This window comes from Streptomyces sp. NPDC000410 (assembly GCF_040300305.1).
Taxonomy (GTDB): domain Bacteria; phylum Actinomycetota; class Actinomycetes; order Streptomycetales; family Streptomycetaceae; genus Streptomyces.
This window is the reverse complement of the sequence record NZ_JBEPDM010000019.1, coordinates 26,526-42,613: the sequence shown is the minus strand read 5'-3', so window position 1 is coordinate 42,613 and position 16,088 is coordinate 26,526. Positions and strand designations below refer to the sequence as shown.

Annotated in this window: 16 protein-coding genes; 5 read left to right on the top strand and 11 right to left on the bottom strand. The window is 71.3% G+C overall.

Translation table 11 applies throughout. The annotated features are described in order from the left end of the window. The first annotated feature begins 31 nt into the window (after window positions 1-31). The gene (locus ABT342_RS20250) at window positions 32-1,657 is read left to right on the top strand and encodes an ABC transporter permease (protein WP_351575583.1); all 1,626 of its coding nucleotides are present in this window, start codon (window positions 32-34) and stop codon (window positions 1,655-1,657) included. Beyond that, the gene (locus ABT342_RS20245) at window positions 1,657-2,685 is read left to right on the top strand and encodes an ABC transporter ATP-binding protein (RefSeq protein WP_351575390.1); all 1,029 of its coding nucleotides are present in this window, start codon (window positions 1,657-1,659) and stop codon (window positions 2,683-2,685) included. Before ABT342_RS20250 ends, ABT342_RS20245 begins: the two co-directional genes overlap by 1 nt. Before the next feature lie 144 nt (window positions 2,686-2,829). Here ABT342_RS20245 and ABT342_RS20240 read toward each other — a convergent pair whose 3' ends face one another. From ABT342_RS20240 to ABT342_RS20215, 6 genes are all read right to left on the bottom strand, one after another. Further along, a complete protein-coding gene (locus ABT342_RS20240) occupies window positions 2,830-3,765 on the bottom strand; it encodes a DMT family protein (protein WP_351575387.1) in 936 nt (311 codons plus the stop codon). A gap of 106 nt (window positions 3,766-3,871) precedes the next feature. Beyond that, window positions 3,872-5,017, bottom strand: coding sequence for an LOG family protein (locus tag ABT342_RS20235; RefSeq protein ID WP_351575384.1), 1,146 nt, complete (start codon window positions 5,015-5,017; stop codon window positions 3,872-3,874). Window positions 5,018-5,130: 113 nt separating this feature from the next. Continuing rightward, window positions 5,131-6,276, bottom strand: coding sequence for a hypothetical protein (locus tag ABT342_RS20230; RefSeq protein WP_351575381.1), 1,146 nt, complete (start codon window positions 6,274-6,276; stop codon window positions 5,131-5,133). Further along, window positions 6,258-6,986, bottom strand: coding sequence for an ABC transporter ATP-binding protein (locus ABT342_RS20225; protein ID WP_351575378.1), 729 nt, complete (start codon window positions 6,984-6,986; stop codon window positions 6,258-6,260). Before ABT342_RS20225 ends, ABT342_RS20230 begins: the two co-directional genes overlap by 19 nt. A 209-nt stretch (window positions 6,987-7,195) precedes the next feature. Continuing rightward, complete coding sequence (locus ABT342_RS20220; RefSeq protein ID WP_351575375.1) at window positions 7,196-8,575, bottom strand: aspartate aminotransferase family protein; 1,380 nt, start codon at window positions 8,573-8,575, stop codon at window positions 7,196-7,198. Beyond that, entirely contained in the window at window positions 8,560-9,051 is a 492-nt protein-coding gene (locus ABT342_RS20215; RefSeq protein ID WP_351575372.1) for an Lrp/AsnC family transcriptional regulator, read from the bottom strand. Before ABT342_RS20215 ends, ABT342_RS20220 begins: the two co-directional genes overlap by 16 nt. A 191-nt stretch (window positions 9,052-9,242) precedes the next feature. On the opposite strand from ABT342_RS20215, the gene ABT342_RS20210 reads away from it, so the two are divergent. Next, window positions 9,243-10,682, top strand: coding sequence for a gamma-aminobutyraldehyde dehydrogenase (locus ABT342_RS20210; protein WP_351575369.1), 1,440 nt, complete (start codon window positions 9,243-9,245; stop codon window positions 10,680-10,682). Between the two features lie 275 nt (window positions 10,683-10,957). Here ABT342_RS20210 and ABT342_RS20205 read toward each other — a convergent pair whose 3' ends face one another. Both ABT342_RS20205 and ABT342_RS20200 read right to left on the bottom strand, forming a co-directional pair. Continuing rightward, a complete protein-coding gene (locus tag ABT342_RS20205; RefSeq protein WP_351575366.1) occupies window positions 10,958-11,518 on the bottom strand; it encodes a TetR/AcrR family transcriptional regulator in 561 nt (186 codons plus the stop codon). Beyond that, the gene (locus tag ABT342_RS20200) at window positions 11,515-11,877 is read right to left on the bottom strand and encodes a DUF1304 domain-containing protein (protein ID WP_351575363.1); all 363 of its coding nucleotides are present in this window, start codon (window positions 11,875-11,877) and stop codon (window positions 11,515-11,517) included. Before ABT342_RS20200 ends, ABT342_RS20205 begins: the two co-directional genes overlap by 4 nt. Window positions 11,878-12,016: 139 nt before the next feature. Between ABT342_RS20200 and ABT342_RS20195 the strand changes: the two genes are divergently transcribed. Further along, window positions 12,017-13,195 (top strand): polyamine ABC transporter substrate-binding protein, encoded by a 1,179-nt coding sequence (locus ABT342_RS20195; protein ID WP_351575360.1) that lies wholly within the window; start codon window positions 12,017-12,019, stop codon window positions 13,193-13,195. Window positions 13,196-13,311: 116 nt separating this feature from the next. On the opposite strand, the gene ABT342_RS20190 is transcribed toward ABT342_RS20195, so the two are convergent. Beyond that, window positions 13,312-13,524 carry a hypothetical protein gene (locus ABT342_RS20190; protein WP_351575357.1) on the bottom strand — a complete coding sequence of 71 codons (213 nt, stop codon included), beginning with the start codon at window positions 13,522-13,524 and terminating at the stop codon, window positions 13,312-13,314. A 36-nt stretch (window positions 13,525-13,560) separates the two neighbouring features. On the opposite strand from ABT342_RS20190, the gene ABT342_RS20185 reads away from it, so the two are divergent. Then, window positions 13,561-14,139 carry a hypothetical protein gene (locus tag ABT342_RS20185; protein WP_351575354.1) on the top strand — a complete coding sequence of 193 codons (579 nt, stop codon included), beginning with the start codon at window positions 13,561-13,563 and terminating at the stop codon, window positions 14,137-14,139. Here ABT342_RS20185 and ABT342_RS20180 read toward each other — a convergent pair. Beyond that, window positions 14,102-14,785, bottom strand: a complete 684-nt coding sequence (locus ABT342_RS20180) for a hypothetical protein (RefSeq protein WP_351575351.1) — start codon at window positions 14,783-14,785, stop codon at window positions 14,102-14,104. The genes ABT342_RS20185 and ABT342_RS20180 overlap by 38 nt on opposite strands. 73 nt (window positions 14,786-14,858) lie before the next feature. Then, window positions 14,859-16,019 (bottom strand): serine hydrolase domain-containing protein, encoded by a 1,161-nt coding sequence (locus ABT342_RS20175; protein WP_351575348.1) that lies wholly within the window; start codon window positions 16,017-16,019, stop codon window positions 14,859-14,861. Window positions 16,020-16,088: the final 69 nt, after the last annotated feature.

Here is a 16,088-nt window from a genome sequence, read left to right as displayed (position 1 = left end):
AGCGCGTGGGAACGCGGCGCGGCTCGCCCTGATGGCCGTGCCCGTCGCGTTCTTCGCGCTGTTCTTCGCCTACCCCGTGACCGCGATCATCGGCCGCGGGCTCCAGGTGGACGGCGTCTGGCAGCTCGGCCGCGTCGGTGACGTACTCGCCCGCCCGGACATCCTCGACGTCCTCTGGTTCACGGCCTGGCAGGCGCTCGCCTCCACCGGGCTCACCCTGCTGATCGCGCTCCCCGGCGCGTACGTCTTCGCCCGCTTCGACTTCCCCGGGAAGCAGCTGCTGCGCGCGGTCGTCACCGTGCCGTTCGTGCTGCCGACCGTCGTCGTCGGAACGGCCTTCCTCGCCCTGGTCGGCCGCGCCGGACTGTTCGACGAACTGTGGGGCGTACGCCTCGACACGACCGTCTGGGCGATCCTCCTCGCGCACGTCTTCTTCAACTACGCCGTCGTCGTACGGACCGTGGGCGGCCTGTGGTCGCAGCTCGACCCGCGCCAGGAGGAGGCCGCACGCGTCCTCGGGGCCGGCCGCTTCGCGGCCTGGCGCAGTGTCACCCTTCCCGCGCTGACCCCGGCCGTGGCCGCCGCCGCGCTGATGGTCTTCCTCTTCACCTTCACCTCCTTCGGCGTCGTACAGATCCTCGGCGGGCCCGCGTACTCGACCCTCGAAGTGGAGATCTACCGGCAGACCGCGCAGGTCCTCGACCTGTCGACGGCCGCCGTGCTGACGCTGGTCCAGTTCGCGGCGGTCGGCGCGATCCTGGCCGTGCACGCCTGGACCGTACGCCGCCGGGAGAGCGCGCTGAAGCTCGTCGACCCCGCGCACACCGCGCACCGGCCGCGCGGCATCGGCCAGTGGTCACTGCTCGTGGCCGTCCTCGTCACCGTCGCGCTGCTGATCCTCGCCCCGCTCGCCGTGCTCGTCGAGCGGTCGCTGCGCGAAGCGGGCGGAGGGGGCGGATATGGCATCGCCCACTACGAGGCACTGCGCTCGGTGGAGGCGAGCGGCGGCACGTTCCTCGTCCCGCCGCTGGAGGCCGTGGGCAACTCCCTCCAGTACGCGCTCGCCGCCACCGCCATCGCGCTTGTCATCGGCGGACTCGCGGCCGCCGCCCTCACCCGGAAGGCCGGACGGCTGGTGCGGGGTTTCGACGCCCTGCTGATGCTGCCGCTGGGCGTGTCCGCCGTCACCGTCGGCTTCGGGTTCCTGATCACCCTCGACGAACCGCCGCTCGACCTGCGGACCTCCTGGATCCTCGTGCCGCTCGCCCAGGCCCTCGTCGGCGTGCCGTTCGTCGTACGGACCATGCTGCCCGTGCTGCGCGCCGTCGACGCACGGCTGCGTGAGGCGGCGGCCGTCCTCGGCGCCTCGCCGCTGCGGGCCTGGCGCGAGGTCGATCTGCCGCTGGTGCGCCGTGCGCTCCTGGTCGCCGCGGGCTTCGCGTTCGCCGTCTCGCTCGGCGAGTTCGGCGCGACCGTGTTCATCGCCCGGCCCGACAACCCGACCCTGCCGGTGGCCGTCGCCCGGCTCCTCGGCCGGCCCGGCGCGCTCAACTACGGGCAGGCGATGGCCCTGTCCACCATCCTCATGATCGTCTGCGCGGCGGCGCTGCTGCTGCTCGAACGTATCCGGCCCGGCCGTTCCTCGGGGGAGTTCTGATGCTGACGCTGGACGACGCGACCGTACGGTTCGGGCGGCGGGCGGCCCTCGACGCGGTGGACCTGGAAGTCGCCGACCACGAGATCGTGTGCGTGCTCGGGCCGAGCGGCAGCGGCAAGTCCACCCTGCTGCGGGCCGTCGCCGGGCTCCAGCCGCTGGACGGCGGCCGGGTCCTGCTCGGCGGCACCGACCAGACGGGAGTGCCGGTGCACCGGCGTGGCGTCGGCCTGATGTTCCAGGACCACCAGCTCTTCCCGCAGCGCGACGTCGCGGGCAACGTCGCCTTCGGCCTGCGCATGCACGGCGTCCCCAGGGCGGAACAGCGCGTCCGGGTAGAGGAGTTGCTCGAACTCGTCGGCCTGCCGGGAGCCGGGAAGCGGGCCGTCTCCGCGCTCTCCGGCGGCGAGCAGCAGCGCGTCGCGCTGGCTCGCGCCCTCGCGCCGCGCCCCAGGCTGCTGATGCTCGACGAGCCGCTCGGCCAGCTCGACCGTACGCTCCGCGAACGCCTCGTGGTCGAACTGCGCGAGCTGTTCGGCCGGTTGGGTACGACCGTGCTCGCCGTCACCCATGACCAGGGCGAGGCCTTCGCGCTCGCCGACCGGGTCGTGGTCATGCGGGACGGGCACATCGCCCAGAGCGGCACCCCGCGCGAGGTGTGGCAGCGGCCCGCCTCCGAATTCGTCGCCCGCTTCCTCGGCTTCGACAACGTGGTGCCGGCGACCGTCACGGGGGAGAGCGCCGACACGCCCTGGGGCAAGATCCCCGTTCCGCCGGGCTCCCTCCAGGGCGCCTGCCGCCTCCTGGTCCGCCCGGCGGCGGTACGCCTCGGTGCCCCGGAGGACGGGCTGCCCTGCACGGTCGATTCGCTCACCTTCCGGGGCCACCACGTCGCCGTACGGCTGCGCCCCGCCGACGCCGGCGCGCCGCCGCTGGAGGCGGAGTGCGGCCTGCGGGACGCGCCGGAGCAGGGCGCGGCGGTCGGGGTGGGTTTCGTGGCCGAGGACGTCGTCGTACTCTCCGCGCCCTGACCGCCGGCACCGCGCGCGGACGCGGCGGGTGCGGAGCCGGTGGGCGCGGGGCCGGGTCAACCCGGACAGGCGCGAGGTCCGCACCCGCCCCCTCCGCCGGCACGGAGGGGCCGCGCGCCGGGCCGGCGGCGGCGCGGGAGAGGGTCACACTCCGACGCGTACGTCCTCGTCGGTCTTCGCCCGCTCGGGCGACGGCTGGGGCGCGGTGGCGTCGCCGTGGGCCTCCGGGGCACCGAACCAGGCCACCGCCACCGCCCCCGACACGGCGAGGACGAATCCGAGGACGGCCACCCACGCGAACCCGGGACGGGACGCGTCGCCCAGCCACCACACGCCGATCATGCCGGGCAGTACGGTCTCGCCGACGACGAGTGCCGCCGTGGCTCCGTTGACCGATCCGATCTGCAGGGCGACGGTGTGCAGATACATTCCGCCCACACCGGCCACCACGATCGCGTAGAGCGCCGGGTCGGAGAGCAGGGCGCCCGCGTCGAAGGGGCTGATGCCGTTCAGCACGCGAACCCCGACACCGAGCGCGCCGAATCCGAGCCCCGAGAGCAGACCGGCGAGAATCGCGGCGCGCGCGCCCAGGAGCCGTACGACGACGGTGCCGCCCACCATCAGCAGCACCGAGACGGCCAGCAGCCACCAGTGGGTGGCGATCGGGGTGTGCCCGCTGCCCTCCGGGCCCGCCGCGGTCGCCAGCAGTACGAGGGCGGAGCAGACGACGGCGATCGACGTCCACTCCGCGCGGTTCAGCCGGATTCCGAGCAGCTTGACGCTCAGCACCGCCGTGATCACCAGGTTGGCGCTGATCACCGTCTGGGACAGGAACAGCGGCAGCAGCCGCGCCGCCAGCGCGCCGAGCCCGAACCCGACGAAGTCGAGAATCGTTCCGACGATGAACTCCCAGGTCATCGCCGCCTTTGCGGTGGAGGAGAGGCTCGGCCCGCCGTGCTGGGTGACCCCGTCGGCGGCCGCCTCCCGGCGGGCGGACTTGCGCGATCCCACGGCTTGCAGGACCGAGCCCGTGCCGTAACAGATCGACGCCGCCACAGCGGTCAGCAGTCCTATGAGCACCGAAAGCTCCGTTCACGTGTGGGTCGGTGTGGGGCGGTCCCGTTCGTTCCGACTGGCAGACGTGGGTTTCGGTGCGGAAGTTGCTTTTCCGCTCAGGCGGGTCGTATCAGGCGGGCCGTGTGGTCTCCTTCAGCCGGGCCAGTGCTTCCGGGACCTCGTCGACCGACTCGACGAGCGCGATGCGGGCGGCCATGGGGCGGTCCGCCGCCAGGGACTCCAGCAGGGACCAGGCGGGGAGCTTCTCCGTCCAGTGGGTGCGGTTCACGAGCACCATCGGGGTCGGTTCGCCACGGGACTCGTAGTAGTTGGGGGTGGCGTTGTCGAAGATCTCCTGGACCGTGCCCGCGGCGCCCGGAAGGAAGACCACTCCGCCGTTGCAGCGGGCGAGGAGGCCGTCCTCGCGGGTGGCGTTGGCGAAGTACTTGGCGATGTGGTCCGCGAACGGGTTCGGCGGCTCGTGGCCGTAGAACCACGTCGGGATGCCGACCGAGGCACCGCCGCGCGGCCAGCGCGAGCGGACCTCGAAGGCGGCCGCGGCCCAGTCGGTGACCGACGGGGTGAAGGAGGGCGTCTTGGCCAGCAGTTCGAGGGCCTCGTCCAGCATCTCGTCGGGGTGCGGGGCCGCGTACGCGCCGAGGTTCGCGGCCTCCATCGCGCCGGGGCCGCCACCGGTGGCGACCAGCAGACCGTCCCGGGCGAGCGCGCGGCCCAGCCGGGCCGCGCCCGCGTACGCGTCGGTGCCGCGGCCCATCGCGTGACCGCCCATCACGCCGACCACCGGTACGCCGATGAGGAGTTCGTCGAGGGCGTCGGAGACGGCGTCGTCGTGGATCGCCCGGAGCATCGACGCGAAGATGTCCCGGTCGGAGATGGTCTGCCGGCACCACTCGTAGGTGAGGGCGTCGGGCGTGGACTCGTAGCCGTAGTCGGCGAGGCCGTCGAACAGTTCACCGGGGGAGTAGAGGAGCCCCCGGTAGGGGTCGAACGGCAGATCCGGTATGGGCGGGAAGACGAACGCGCCGTCCGCGCGGACCTTGGCGGCCGCGTCGGGTTCCATCGGGCAGCCGAGGAAGACCGCCCCGGTGGTGTCCGCCGAGAGCAGGGCGAAGGTGCGCGTGGTCAGATCGACCGACTGGACGCGATGGCCCGCGAGAATGCCGCGTGCGACGACTCTGTCGAACTCCTCGAGGGTCTCGATCTCGTGGTCGTCGTCGTGTGATGACCCCAGCCGGGGCCCGTGTCCGTGCGCCATGGGCCCACGATATGCCGTGCTCCTGGGCGAGCAGGTCCGAGGTCCCGCGAACCTGCTCGTCCAAGGCCCGTCCTCCACTTCCTGCTGGGGGGACGGGACTTCGAAGACACCCCCTACGACCTCAGCGGCAGGGCCGCCAGTTCCGCCACCGCCCACGTCAACGGGGCGAGGACCAGGAGCAGGACCGTCGCCCGCAGGGCAACGGCCGCGCGCATCAGGGCGGGCGGGGTGCCGAGGCCCAGCAGTCCGGCCCTGGTGGCCTCGCGGGCCTGCCTGGCCTCCAGGGACGAGGTGAGCAGCGTCGCCGTGGTGCAGCCCAGCACCAGGGCGATGCCGAGGGTGGTCAGCGGGCCGATGTGCAGGGGGCGGTTCTCGGTCAGCGCGAGGGCCGCGACCACGGCGGAGGCCACCGCGCAGACCACGCCGAGCGGTCGGCCGATCCGGCCCGCGTCGTCCATCAGACCGCGGCCGGCAAGCAGCCGGACCGCCCCCGGGCGTACGGACTGGAGCAGCCGGCCGCACAGATGGGCGATGCCGGGACCGGCCATGGCGAGCCCGACGGCGGTCAGGGCCCAGCCCACGAGCACCCCGGTCGAGGGTTCCGCCGAGAGGCCGACGGGTGTGCCCCGGCTCGTGTACGCCTCGACCGCGAGTCCGGCGGCGGCGAGCGCGACACCCCATGGCAGCCCGCCGGGTACGGCTCCGGAGACGTCGGGTCCGTCGTACTCGACGCCCTCGACCGCGTCCGTGCGGCGCGGACGCAGGGCCAGCGCCGCCGCGGTGGATCCCGCCACCGGTACGGCGGCGAGCAGGGTGAGCACGGCGGCCACCGGCAGCGGGCGTCCCGCGCCGAGCAGTTCGGCGGCCGCCCCGTCGAACGGCAGTCCGGTCAGATCGCCGCGCAGATGGAGGAAGAACAGCAGCGCCACCATGCTGCCGAGCGTGCAGGAGACGGCGGTCGAGGCCGCCGCGAGGGCGCGGAGCCGAACGGGGCCGAGCCCCACGGCCGACAGCCCCTGGCGGGGGCGGGTGCTCGGGTCCGTACGCGCCACGGCGACGGCGAGCTGCACGGTGGCGGCGAGCGGCAGGAGACTCCAGAGCAGCCGCGGCAGCGGCGCGGAGGCCGGGTCCGGGCGGCCGACCGCGTAGGCCAGCGCGCACAGCAGCAGGAAGCCGACGCCCGCCGACGCCGCGGCGACCATCAGCCGCCGCAGCTGGACCAGCGGGTGGGCGCCACGGGCTAGGCGGAGAGCGAGCACTCGGCCATGCCTTCCGCGTCGGCCCCGGCCACGGAGTTGACGCGCCGTCCGTCGACCATCGACACCACGCGGTCGGCGAGCGTGGCCACTTCCGTGTCGTGGGTGGCGAGGACGAGGGTGATGTGGTGCGAGCGGGCCGCCGTCGTGAGCGTACGCAGCACCTGGGCGCGGTCCGCGCGGTGCAGCGCGGCGGTGGGTTCGTCGGCGAAGAGCACCGCGGGCGTGGTGACGAGCGCGCGGGCCAGCGCGATCCGCTGCCGCTGGGCCTGGGTCAGCGCACGTGGCCGCTTCCGCGCGCTCGCTCCGATGTCGAGGCGTTCCAGCCACTCCGTCGCGGCGGCCTTGGCGGTGCGGTGCGAGGAGCCGCGCAGCAGGAGCGGCAGGGCCGCGTTCTCCCAGGCCGTGAGCTCGGGGACCAGCTGCGGTTCGGGGCCGATCCAGCCGAACCGGTCGCGCCGCAGCCGCTCGCGGAGCGCGGGCCCCATGGTGTGGACGGGGCTGCTGTTGAACCACACCTCGCCCTCCTGGGGGACGAGCTGGCCCGAGAGGCAGCGCAGCAGGGTGGTCTTGCCGCAGCCGCGCGGGCCGTTGACGGCGAGGATCTCTCCCTCGCGCACCCCGAGGGACACCCCGCTGAGGGCGGGCGAGCCGCCCAGGGCGTGGTGCAGGGAGCGCGCCCAGAGCACATCGTTGTCCGGCGGGGCCACCATGGCGTACACCTCGGTTCAGCTCGGTTCAGATCCGTTGGTCCGTTCCCCCGTACGGGGGAACGACATCGAGACCGATCGGTCACAGCACCGTAGGGACTCGACACCCGGTGTGCGAACAGCACACGGCCCGGGTGCGCTCCCGCTCCGGTGAAATCACTCGGAGGGGTGCACCCGGGCCGTGGACGCCGGTGAGCCGTGAGGCTGGGAGCCTAGAGCTTCGTCCAGGCCTCGGAGAGGACCGACCGCAGGATCTGCTCGATCTCGTCGAACGTCTCCTGGGTGGAGATCAGCGGCGGCGCGAGCTGGATGACCGGGTCACCGCGGTCGTCGGCGCGGCAGTACAGACCGGCGTCGTACAGCGCCTTGGAGAGGAAGCCGTACAGGACGCGCTCGGTCTCCTCCTCGTTGAAGGACTCCTTGGTGTTCTTGTCCTTCACGAGCTCGATGCCGTAGAAGAAGCCGTTGCCGCGGACGTCGCCGACGATCGGCAGGTCGTGCAGCTTCTGCAGCGTCGACAGGAAGTTGCCCTCGTTGTCGAGCACGTGCTGGTTGATCTTCTCGCGCTCGAACAGTTCGAGGTTGGCGATACCGACGGCCGCGGAGACCGGGTGGCCACCGAAGGTGTAGCCGTGCAGGAAGGTGTTGTCACCCTTGTAGAACGGCTCGGCGAGGCGGTCGGAGACGATGCAGGCGCCGATCGGGGAGTAACCCGAGGTCATGCCCTTGGCGCAGGTGATCATGTCCGGCACGTAGCCGAACTTGTCACAGGCGAACGTCGTGCCGAGGCGGCCGAACGCGCAGATGACCTCGTCGGAGACGAGCAGCACGTCGTACTGGTCACAGATCTCGCGGACCCGCTGGAAGTACCCGGGCGGCGGCGGGAAGCAGCCACCGGCGTTCTGGACCGGCTCGAGGAAGACTGCGGCGACGGTCTCGGGGCCCTCGAAGAGGATCTGCTGCTCGATCTGGTCGGCGGCCCAGCGGCCGAAGGCCTCCGGGTCGTCGCCGTGCAGCGGGGCACGGTAGATGTTCGTGTTCGGCACCTTGTGGGCACCGGGCACCAGCGGCTCGAACGGGGCCTTCAGGCCCGGCAGGCCGGTGATGGACAGGGCGCCCTGCGGGGTGCCGTGGTAGGCGACCGCACGCGAGATGACCTTGTACTTGGTCGGCTTGCCGACCAGCTTGAAGTACTGCTTGGCGAGCTTCCAGGCGGTCTCGACCGCCTCGCCGCCACCGGTGGTGAAGAAGACCTTGTTCAGGTCGCCGGGGGCTTCGTTGGCGAGCCGCTCGGCCAGCTCTACCGCCTTCGGGTGGGCGTACGACCACACCGGGAAGAAGGCGAGCTCCTGGGCCTGCTTGGCGGCGACCTCGGCCAGCTCCTTGCGGCCATGGCCCGCCTGGACCACGAACAGGCCGGCGAGGCCGTCGAGGTAGCGCTTGCCCTTGTCGTCGTAGATGTAGGTGCCCTCACCACGCACGATGGTGGGGACGGGTGCGTTCTCGTACGACGACATGCGGGTGAAGTGCATCCACAGGTGGTCGTAGGCGGTCTTGGAGAGGTCCTTGCTCACGGCTATCGGGTTCCCCACATATAGGTCTGCTTCTTGAGCTTGAGGTAGACGAAGCTCTCGGTGGAGCGCACGCCGGGGAGGGTGCGGATGCGTCGGTTGATCACATCCAGCAGGTGGTCGTCGTCCTCGCAGACGATCTCCACCATCAAGTCGAACGAGCCCGCGGTCATGACCACGTACTCACATTCGGACATGGCCGTCAGTGCGTCCGCAACCGGATCGAGGTCGCCCTCGACGTTGATCCCGACCATCGCCTGGCGTCGCAGGCCCACGGTGAGCGGGTCGGTGACGGCGACGATCTGCATCACGCCTTGGTCCAGCAGCTTCTGTACGCGCTGCCGGACCGCCGCTTCGGACAGGCCGACGGCCTTGCCTATCGCGGCGTAAGGACGACGGCCGTCCTCCTGGAGCTGCTCGATGATCGCGAGGGATACGGCATCGACCGTCGGGGACGATCCGCTCCCGGTCCTGGAGTCTGTGCTTCGACTGGCCACGCCAATACTGTGCACCGGACTCGTCGATCCCGCAACCCGAGAGCGATGAATATCGTTGTCCGTAGCTCCAAAACTCACGGAATCCGAAGTTGAAGGGCCCTGCATCTGTCGAAAGCGTCAGTGGTGGGGCTAGCCTGGTCGACGTAGGGTGGGGTGTCTCACCTATCGGACAACAGCAAGGAGGGGTGGCTGTGACCACCGAACTGCGTCGTCTGCGCAATTACATCGACGGAGAGTTCCGGGACGCCGCGGACGGGCGGACCATCGAGGTGGTCAACCCGGCCACCGGCGAGGCGTACGCGACCTCGCCGCTGTCCGGCCAGGCGGATGTCGACGCCGCCATGGCCGCCGCGGCAGCCGCGTTCCCGGCCTGGCGCGACACCACTCCGTCGGAGCGCCAGAAGGTACTGCTCAAGATCGCGGACGCCATCGAGGAGCGGGCGGAGGAGCTGATCGCGGCCGAGTCGGAGAACACCGGCAAGCCGCTCGGCCTCACTGCGAGCGAAGAGCTTCCGCCGATGGTCGACCAGATCCGCTTCTTCGCGGGTGCGGCCCGGCTGCTCGAAGGCCGCAGCGCCGGCGAGTACATGGAGGGGATGACCTCCATCATCCGCCGCGAGCCCGTCGGTGTCTGCGCGCAGGTCGCGCCGTGGAACTACCCGATGATGATGGCCGTCTGGAAGTTCGCCCCGGCGCTCGCCGCGGGCAACACCGTGGTGCTCAAGCCGTCCGACACGACGCCGGCGTCCACGGTGCTGATGGCCGAGATCATCGGCGCGATCGTGCCGAAGGGCGTCTTCAACGTCCTGTGCGGTGACCGTGAGACGGGCCGCGCGATGGTCGAGCACGAGGTGCCGGCGATGGCCTCCATCACCGGTTCGGTGCGCGCGGGCATGCAGGTCGCCGAGTCGGCGGCCAAGGACGTCAAGCGCGTCCACCTGGAGCTGGGCGGCAAGGCGCCGGTCGTCGTCTTCGAGGACACCGACATCGCCAAGGCCGTCGAGGACATCTCGGTGGCGGGCTTCTTCAACGCGGGCCAGGACTGTACGGCCGCGACCCGGGTGCTCGTGCACGAGTCGATCCACGACGAGTTCGTGGCGGCGCTGGCCAAGGCCGCGGCGGACACCAAGACCGGTCAGCCGGACGACGAGGACGTGCTGTACGGCCCGCTGAACAACGCGAACCAGCTGAAGCAGGTCTCGGGCTTCATCGACCGCCTTCCGGCGCACGCGAAGGTCCAGGCGGGCGGCCACCGGGTCGGCGACAAGGGCTACTTCTACGCCCCGACCGTCGTCTCGGGCCTGAAGCAGGACGACGAGATCATCCAGAACGAGGTCTTCGGCCCGGTCATCACGGTCCAGTCGTTCCGCGACGAGGAGCAGGCGCTCCAGTACGCGAACGACGTCGAGTTCGCGCTGGCCTCGTCGGTGTGGACGAAGGACCACGCGCGGGCGATGCGGATGTCGCGGGCGCTGGACTTCGGCTGTGTGTGGATCAACACGCACATCCCGCTGGTGGCGGAGATGCCGCACGGTGGCTACAAGAAGTCCGGCTACGGCAAGGACCTTTCGGCGTACGGCTTCGAGGACTACACGCGGATCAAGCACGTGATGACGTCCCTGGACGCGTAACGCCTCCGGCGCGGGCGCGGGTTGAGGCTCGTCGGGGGCGGCGCCCCCGACGAGCCCCTCGCCCCGGCGCGGGCGGCAGTGGAAGGGCGGGCCCACGGCCCGCCCTTCGGCGTACTTGGGGGCGTTGCCCCCAGGGCCCCCTGCCGGGGCGTTGCCCCCGGGGCCCCTGCCGGGGCGTTGCCTCCGGGCCGTCGCTGGGGTGCTGGCCCGTACCCCGCGGGTCTCCGCCCCCACGCCCGCCCAGCCCGCGCCGCCCAGCCCCCCCCGCCCACCGGTTACCGCAGGGGCGTCGTGTGCAGGGACAGCAGGAGACGCCAGACGTGCGCGGACATCGTGTCCGGCGGGGAGGACGGGATGCGGTCGTGCAGCCAGTCCGCCAGGACGCCCGTGAACGTCGCCGCGACGGCCGAGGCGATCAGGTCGGGGGCGGGCGCCCCGGCCAGTTCGCGTTCGCGGCGGCTGCGGGCACGCAGTTCGCGGTGCAGGAGGTCGCCCAGCGGGCCCCCGCCGCCCTCGCGCAGCAGCGTGCGGTAGAGCGGCGCGTGCGGCGCGATCCGGGCGAAGAAATCGGCGAGCGCGGCGGGCGGCGCCGCCGGATCGGGCACCCCGCGCCACGCGTGCAGCGCCTCCACCGCGTCCCGGACCACCTCGGCGCAGGCGTCGACGGCGAGCGCGTCCAGGTCCGGGTAGTGGAGGTAGAACGTGGCGCGCCCGACGCCCGCCCGGCGTACCAGGCCCGCGACGCTGACGTCCGCCAGCGGCCGGTCCGCGCACGCCTCCAGGAGCGCCCGCCGCAGCCGGTCCTTCGTGCGCTCCGCGCGCGGATCGGTGCTCACCCCGCCACCAGCACCGCGGCCAGCGCGAGCGCACCCGGCAGCGCCTGGGCCACGTAGATGCGCCGGTTGGCCGTGGCTCCGCCGTACAGCCCGGCCACCACCACACACACCAGGAAGAACACCCGCACCCCGAAGCCCGTCGGGTCCGCCGCGATCAGCCCCCAGATCAGACCGGCCGCGAGGAAACCGTTGTAAAGGCCCTGGTTCGCGGCGAGCGGCGCCGTCGCCCGCGCCATCTCCGCGTCGAACCCCGACAGCCCGCGCCCCGGGGCCCGCTCCCACAGGAACATCTCCAGCACCAGGAAGTACAGGTGCAGCGCTGCCACCAGGCCGACCAGCACCGTTGCCGTTGTCTCCATGATTGCCACTCCCAGGAAATGGACAGGTGTCCAGGAAGTATAGGCATGCGTCCATGGTCGACAGGGTGTCCGTGGCGACGCCCCACGCTCGACGCAGCGTCCATTGCCCGTCACACCGGCCGCCCGGCATTCTGCCGACGTGCCAGCGACGTCGAAGAACACTCGCCTCTCCCGCCGTTCCCTGCTCGCCGCCGCCGCGGGCCTCGCGCTCGGCGGCTGCGGAGTCCCCGCCGCCTACGTCGAGCCCCGGGACCGCGCGGGCCGTGACCTCTCCAGCCGTGACAAGGCCCTCGACTTCGCCAACTGGCCCCTCTACATAGACACCGACGGCGAGGACACCTCCAAGCGGCCCACCCTCGACGCCTTCAGCGAACGCACCGGCGTCTCCGTCCGCTACACCGAGGACATCAACGACAACGACGAGTTCTTCGGCAAGATCAGCCCCGCCCTGATGAACCATCAGGAGACCGGCCGGGACCTGATCGTCATCAGCGACTGGATGGCGGCCCGGTTCGTACGGCTCGGCTGGGTCCAGGAGATGGACCGCGACCGCCAGCCGAACGTCGCCAGGTACCTCGACCCACAGCTGCGCACCCCCGGCTTCGACGAGGGGCGCCGGCACAGCGTGCCCTGGCAGTCCGGGATCACCGGCATCGCGTACAACCGCAGGAAGCTCGGCCGGGAGATCAAGCACACCCAGGACCTGTGGGCCGACGACCTGCGCGGCAAGGTCACGCTGCTGTCCGGGCTCGACGAGTCCTTCGGGCTGCTGATGCAGGGGAACGGAGTGGACATCACCCGCTGGACCGCGGACGACTTCCACACCATGTGCGACCAGGTCGAGAAGCTGGTGCGGCAGAAGCACATCCGCCGCTTCACCGGCAACGACTACATCAAGGACCTCAGCACCGGCGACGTCCTCGCCTGTCAGGCGTACTCGGGCGACGTCATCCAGCTCCAGGCCGACAACCCGGACATCGCGTTCGTGGTCCCGGAGGAGGGCGCGGAGCTCTGGGCCGAATCGCTCATGATCCCCAACCTCGCCCGGCACAAGCGCAACGCCGAAGCGCTCGTCGACTACTACTACGAGCCCGAAGTCGCCGCCGAACTCGCCGCCTGGGTCAACTACGTGTGTCCGGTGCCCGCCGCGCGGGACGTGCTGGCCGATTCCAAGGACGAGGACCTCGCGGCGCTCGCCGAGGATCCGCTGATCTTCCCCGACGACGCGATGCGCAAACGGCTCGCGATCGCACGGGACATCACCTCCGTGGAGCGCACCGGTTTCGCGAAGCGGTGGAACTCCATCGTCGGGCTCTGAGTTCCGGGCTCTGAGTTCCGGGCTGTGAGTTCCGGGCCGTGGGCTCTGAGTTCCGCGTCCTCAGTTCACCGAGGTGACGCGCCTCCCTCTTCGCACCTCACCCACCCGCGGCAGCACTACCCGCGTGTTCGGGTCCAGCGGAAGCCAAGGACGAAGCGGTAGCAGTCCCCGGGCAGCGCCGCGTCGGCCGGGTAGGTGACCGTGATCCGGAGGGCGATGTCGTCACTCTCCTGGTGCCACCGGCCGAGGCCTGCGGCCCGAGTGATCTCCTGGGGCGTCAGCGTGCCGTCGAACTGGAAAGCTTGGTGTGCCCGACCGCAGCCCCTCATTTTTGAACGTGTTCATGATGGGCGTACGCTGCGGGCATGACCGAGCGACGAGCGCTTGAGAAGCGCATACGCGGATGGCTGGCCTTCTTCATCGTCTGCCTTGTACTGAGCGGGCTGACGGCCTTCCCCCTCGTCACCGAACTCCGCCTCATCGACAGCGCCCTGGCGTCCTGGGCCTCACCCGTCGCCGACGCGATGCCGGGCCTCGCGCAGTGGATCGAGCGGGTGCGGGCCGGGCTCGACGCCACGGACGCGACGTACCCCTTCGTGCTGTACGGCACCGACTGGCTGGCCTTCGCCCACCTCGTCATCGCCGTCGCGTTCTACGGGCCGTACCGCGATCCCGTACGCAACATCTGGGTCATCGAGTTCGGCATGATCGCCTGCGCCGGGATCATCCCGCTCGCGCTGATCTGCGGCCCGATCCGGGGAATCCCCTTCTGGTGGTCGGTCATCGACATGTCGTTCGGTGTCTTCGGCGTGATTCCGCTGCTTTTCGTGCGGCGGCTGATCAAGCGCCTGGAGGCACTGCCCGAGCCGACGGCCGACCGGCCCGGCCAGGCCCCCCGGGAGGACGTCATGCGTCAGGATTCTTCCCTTCGGCCATCTTCTTGATCCGGTCGATCTGGAGTTTCGCCACGGGAGCGACGAGATCGGCCTCCGCGAGCTCCATCGCCCATATGTGGACGACGACTCCGCCGAGGCGTATCATCACGTCGGCCGAGAAGCCGTAAGCCCTGTCCTCGAAGTAGGCGTCGGTCTCCTCCGTCCCTGTGGCGATCTTGAGCGGCCGCGTGTCGGAGCCGTCTTCCCTGCGCTCCTGGGCGGTCAGGCCCTTGAAGGCGACCTTCGCGTTCTCGGCGGAGTCGAAGGAGTAGACGTTGATGTAGAGGGGCGCCCCGTCCCCGGTCGATGCCACCCTCTCCTCGCCCTCAAGGGATTTGAGGCCATAGGCCACGGCTCCGGCGCACCCGGTACCGGTGGCGAAGCCGCACCTCTCCGCCGCCTCCGTGCCGTCTTGAACAGTAGGCGCGCCGCCCGTGCTCCAGCCCTCGGGAAGGCCGGCGGGGGGTGGCAGCGCGACGCGGACCTGCTCCGCGGTCAAGGACACGCCAACGGCCTCCTCGTGCCCCTCCAACGAGTCGCCGTTCGGCCTGCCGGTCTGCTCTCCCCCTGAGCCCGCCCCGCCCGCGCACGCACCCAGCGCCGCCATGAACGCCACCGAAACGGCTATCCCCCGTACTGCCTGCTTCACCGTCAACTCCCTGGATCTTCCCCATGTCGACTTCCGGTGCCTCGCTTGCCTTTCGCCCGCTGGGCGGACCGTCGCAGTGCTAGCCGAAGGCCGCCATGATCACGCCGATGGCCACCTCGTTCGTGTCCTGGCCCTTGGCGTCCGTCGAGTTGACGCTGTAGACCAGCGTGCGGGAACCGTCCCGGGTGGCCGCGATCGCCGCGTTGTAGCCCCAGCGGCCACCCGACTTGCCCCACACCTCACGCCCGTTCAGCTTCTTCATCGCCAAACCGGCGGCGTACGCGGCGGGTTCGCCGCTCCTGGAGTCCCTGACGTCCGGCAGCGTGAACATCTCCTCCAGCTGCGGTCCGCGCACGACCCGGCCCGCGAACAGCTCCTTCGTGAATCGCTCCAGGTCGGCGGTGGTGGAGATGAGGTCGCCCGCCGCCCAGCCGTCGGTCACACCCCACACCGACACATCGCGCAGCCCCGTCGTGCCGTCGTCGAGCCGCATCGACTGGTAGCCGTGGTTGTGCGGGCCCCGGATGCGCGGGTCGGTGCCGGGGAGATACGTGTCGCGCAGGCCGAGCGGCCTCAGGACGCGGCGGGTCACCTGGCCCTCGTACGAGTCGCCGGCGACGCGCTCGATCAGCAGGCCCGCCACCGTGTAGCCGATGTTGAGGTAGTGCTGCTTCTCGCCCGGCGCGAACTCCGGCTCCTTCGCGGTCGCCGAGCGGACCATGGCACGAGGGTCGTGGATCACGAACCGGTTCTCGTACCACTCCTCGACCGTCTCCCCGGCGAAGTCGGGGGCCGGGATGCCGTGGGTGTGGTTGAGCAACTGCCGGACGGTGACGTCCTCGTACGCCGCCGGAATCAGGTCCGGGAGGTACGAGCGGGCCGGCCGGTCCAGGTCCACCCTGCCCTCGGCGGCGAGCTGGAGCACCACCGCGGCCGTGAAGACCTTCGTCACCGACCCGGCCCGGAAGCGGGCGCCCGGATCCGCCGGGCGGCCGGAGGCCAGGTCGTGCACGCCGGAGCTGCCGCGCCAGCTGCCGTCGGTGCCCCCGACCCGTACCAGCGCGGCGGTCGCGCCGGCGTTCGGCAGCCCGGCGATCGCCGCCCGCAGCGCTTCGGCGTCGGGACCCGCGGTCCGGGTGACGGACACGGGGGAGTGGGCGGTGGCCGGAAGCGCGGCCGGGCCGGACGACAACCCGAGGACGAGCGCGGCGGCGACGACGGCGCGGGTGCGGCTGTTCATGGTGGTCAACTCCTGTGCTGTGAGCCGTTGTTCTGTATGGCTCACATCCTGCTGACCAGGCCGTTCGCG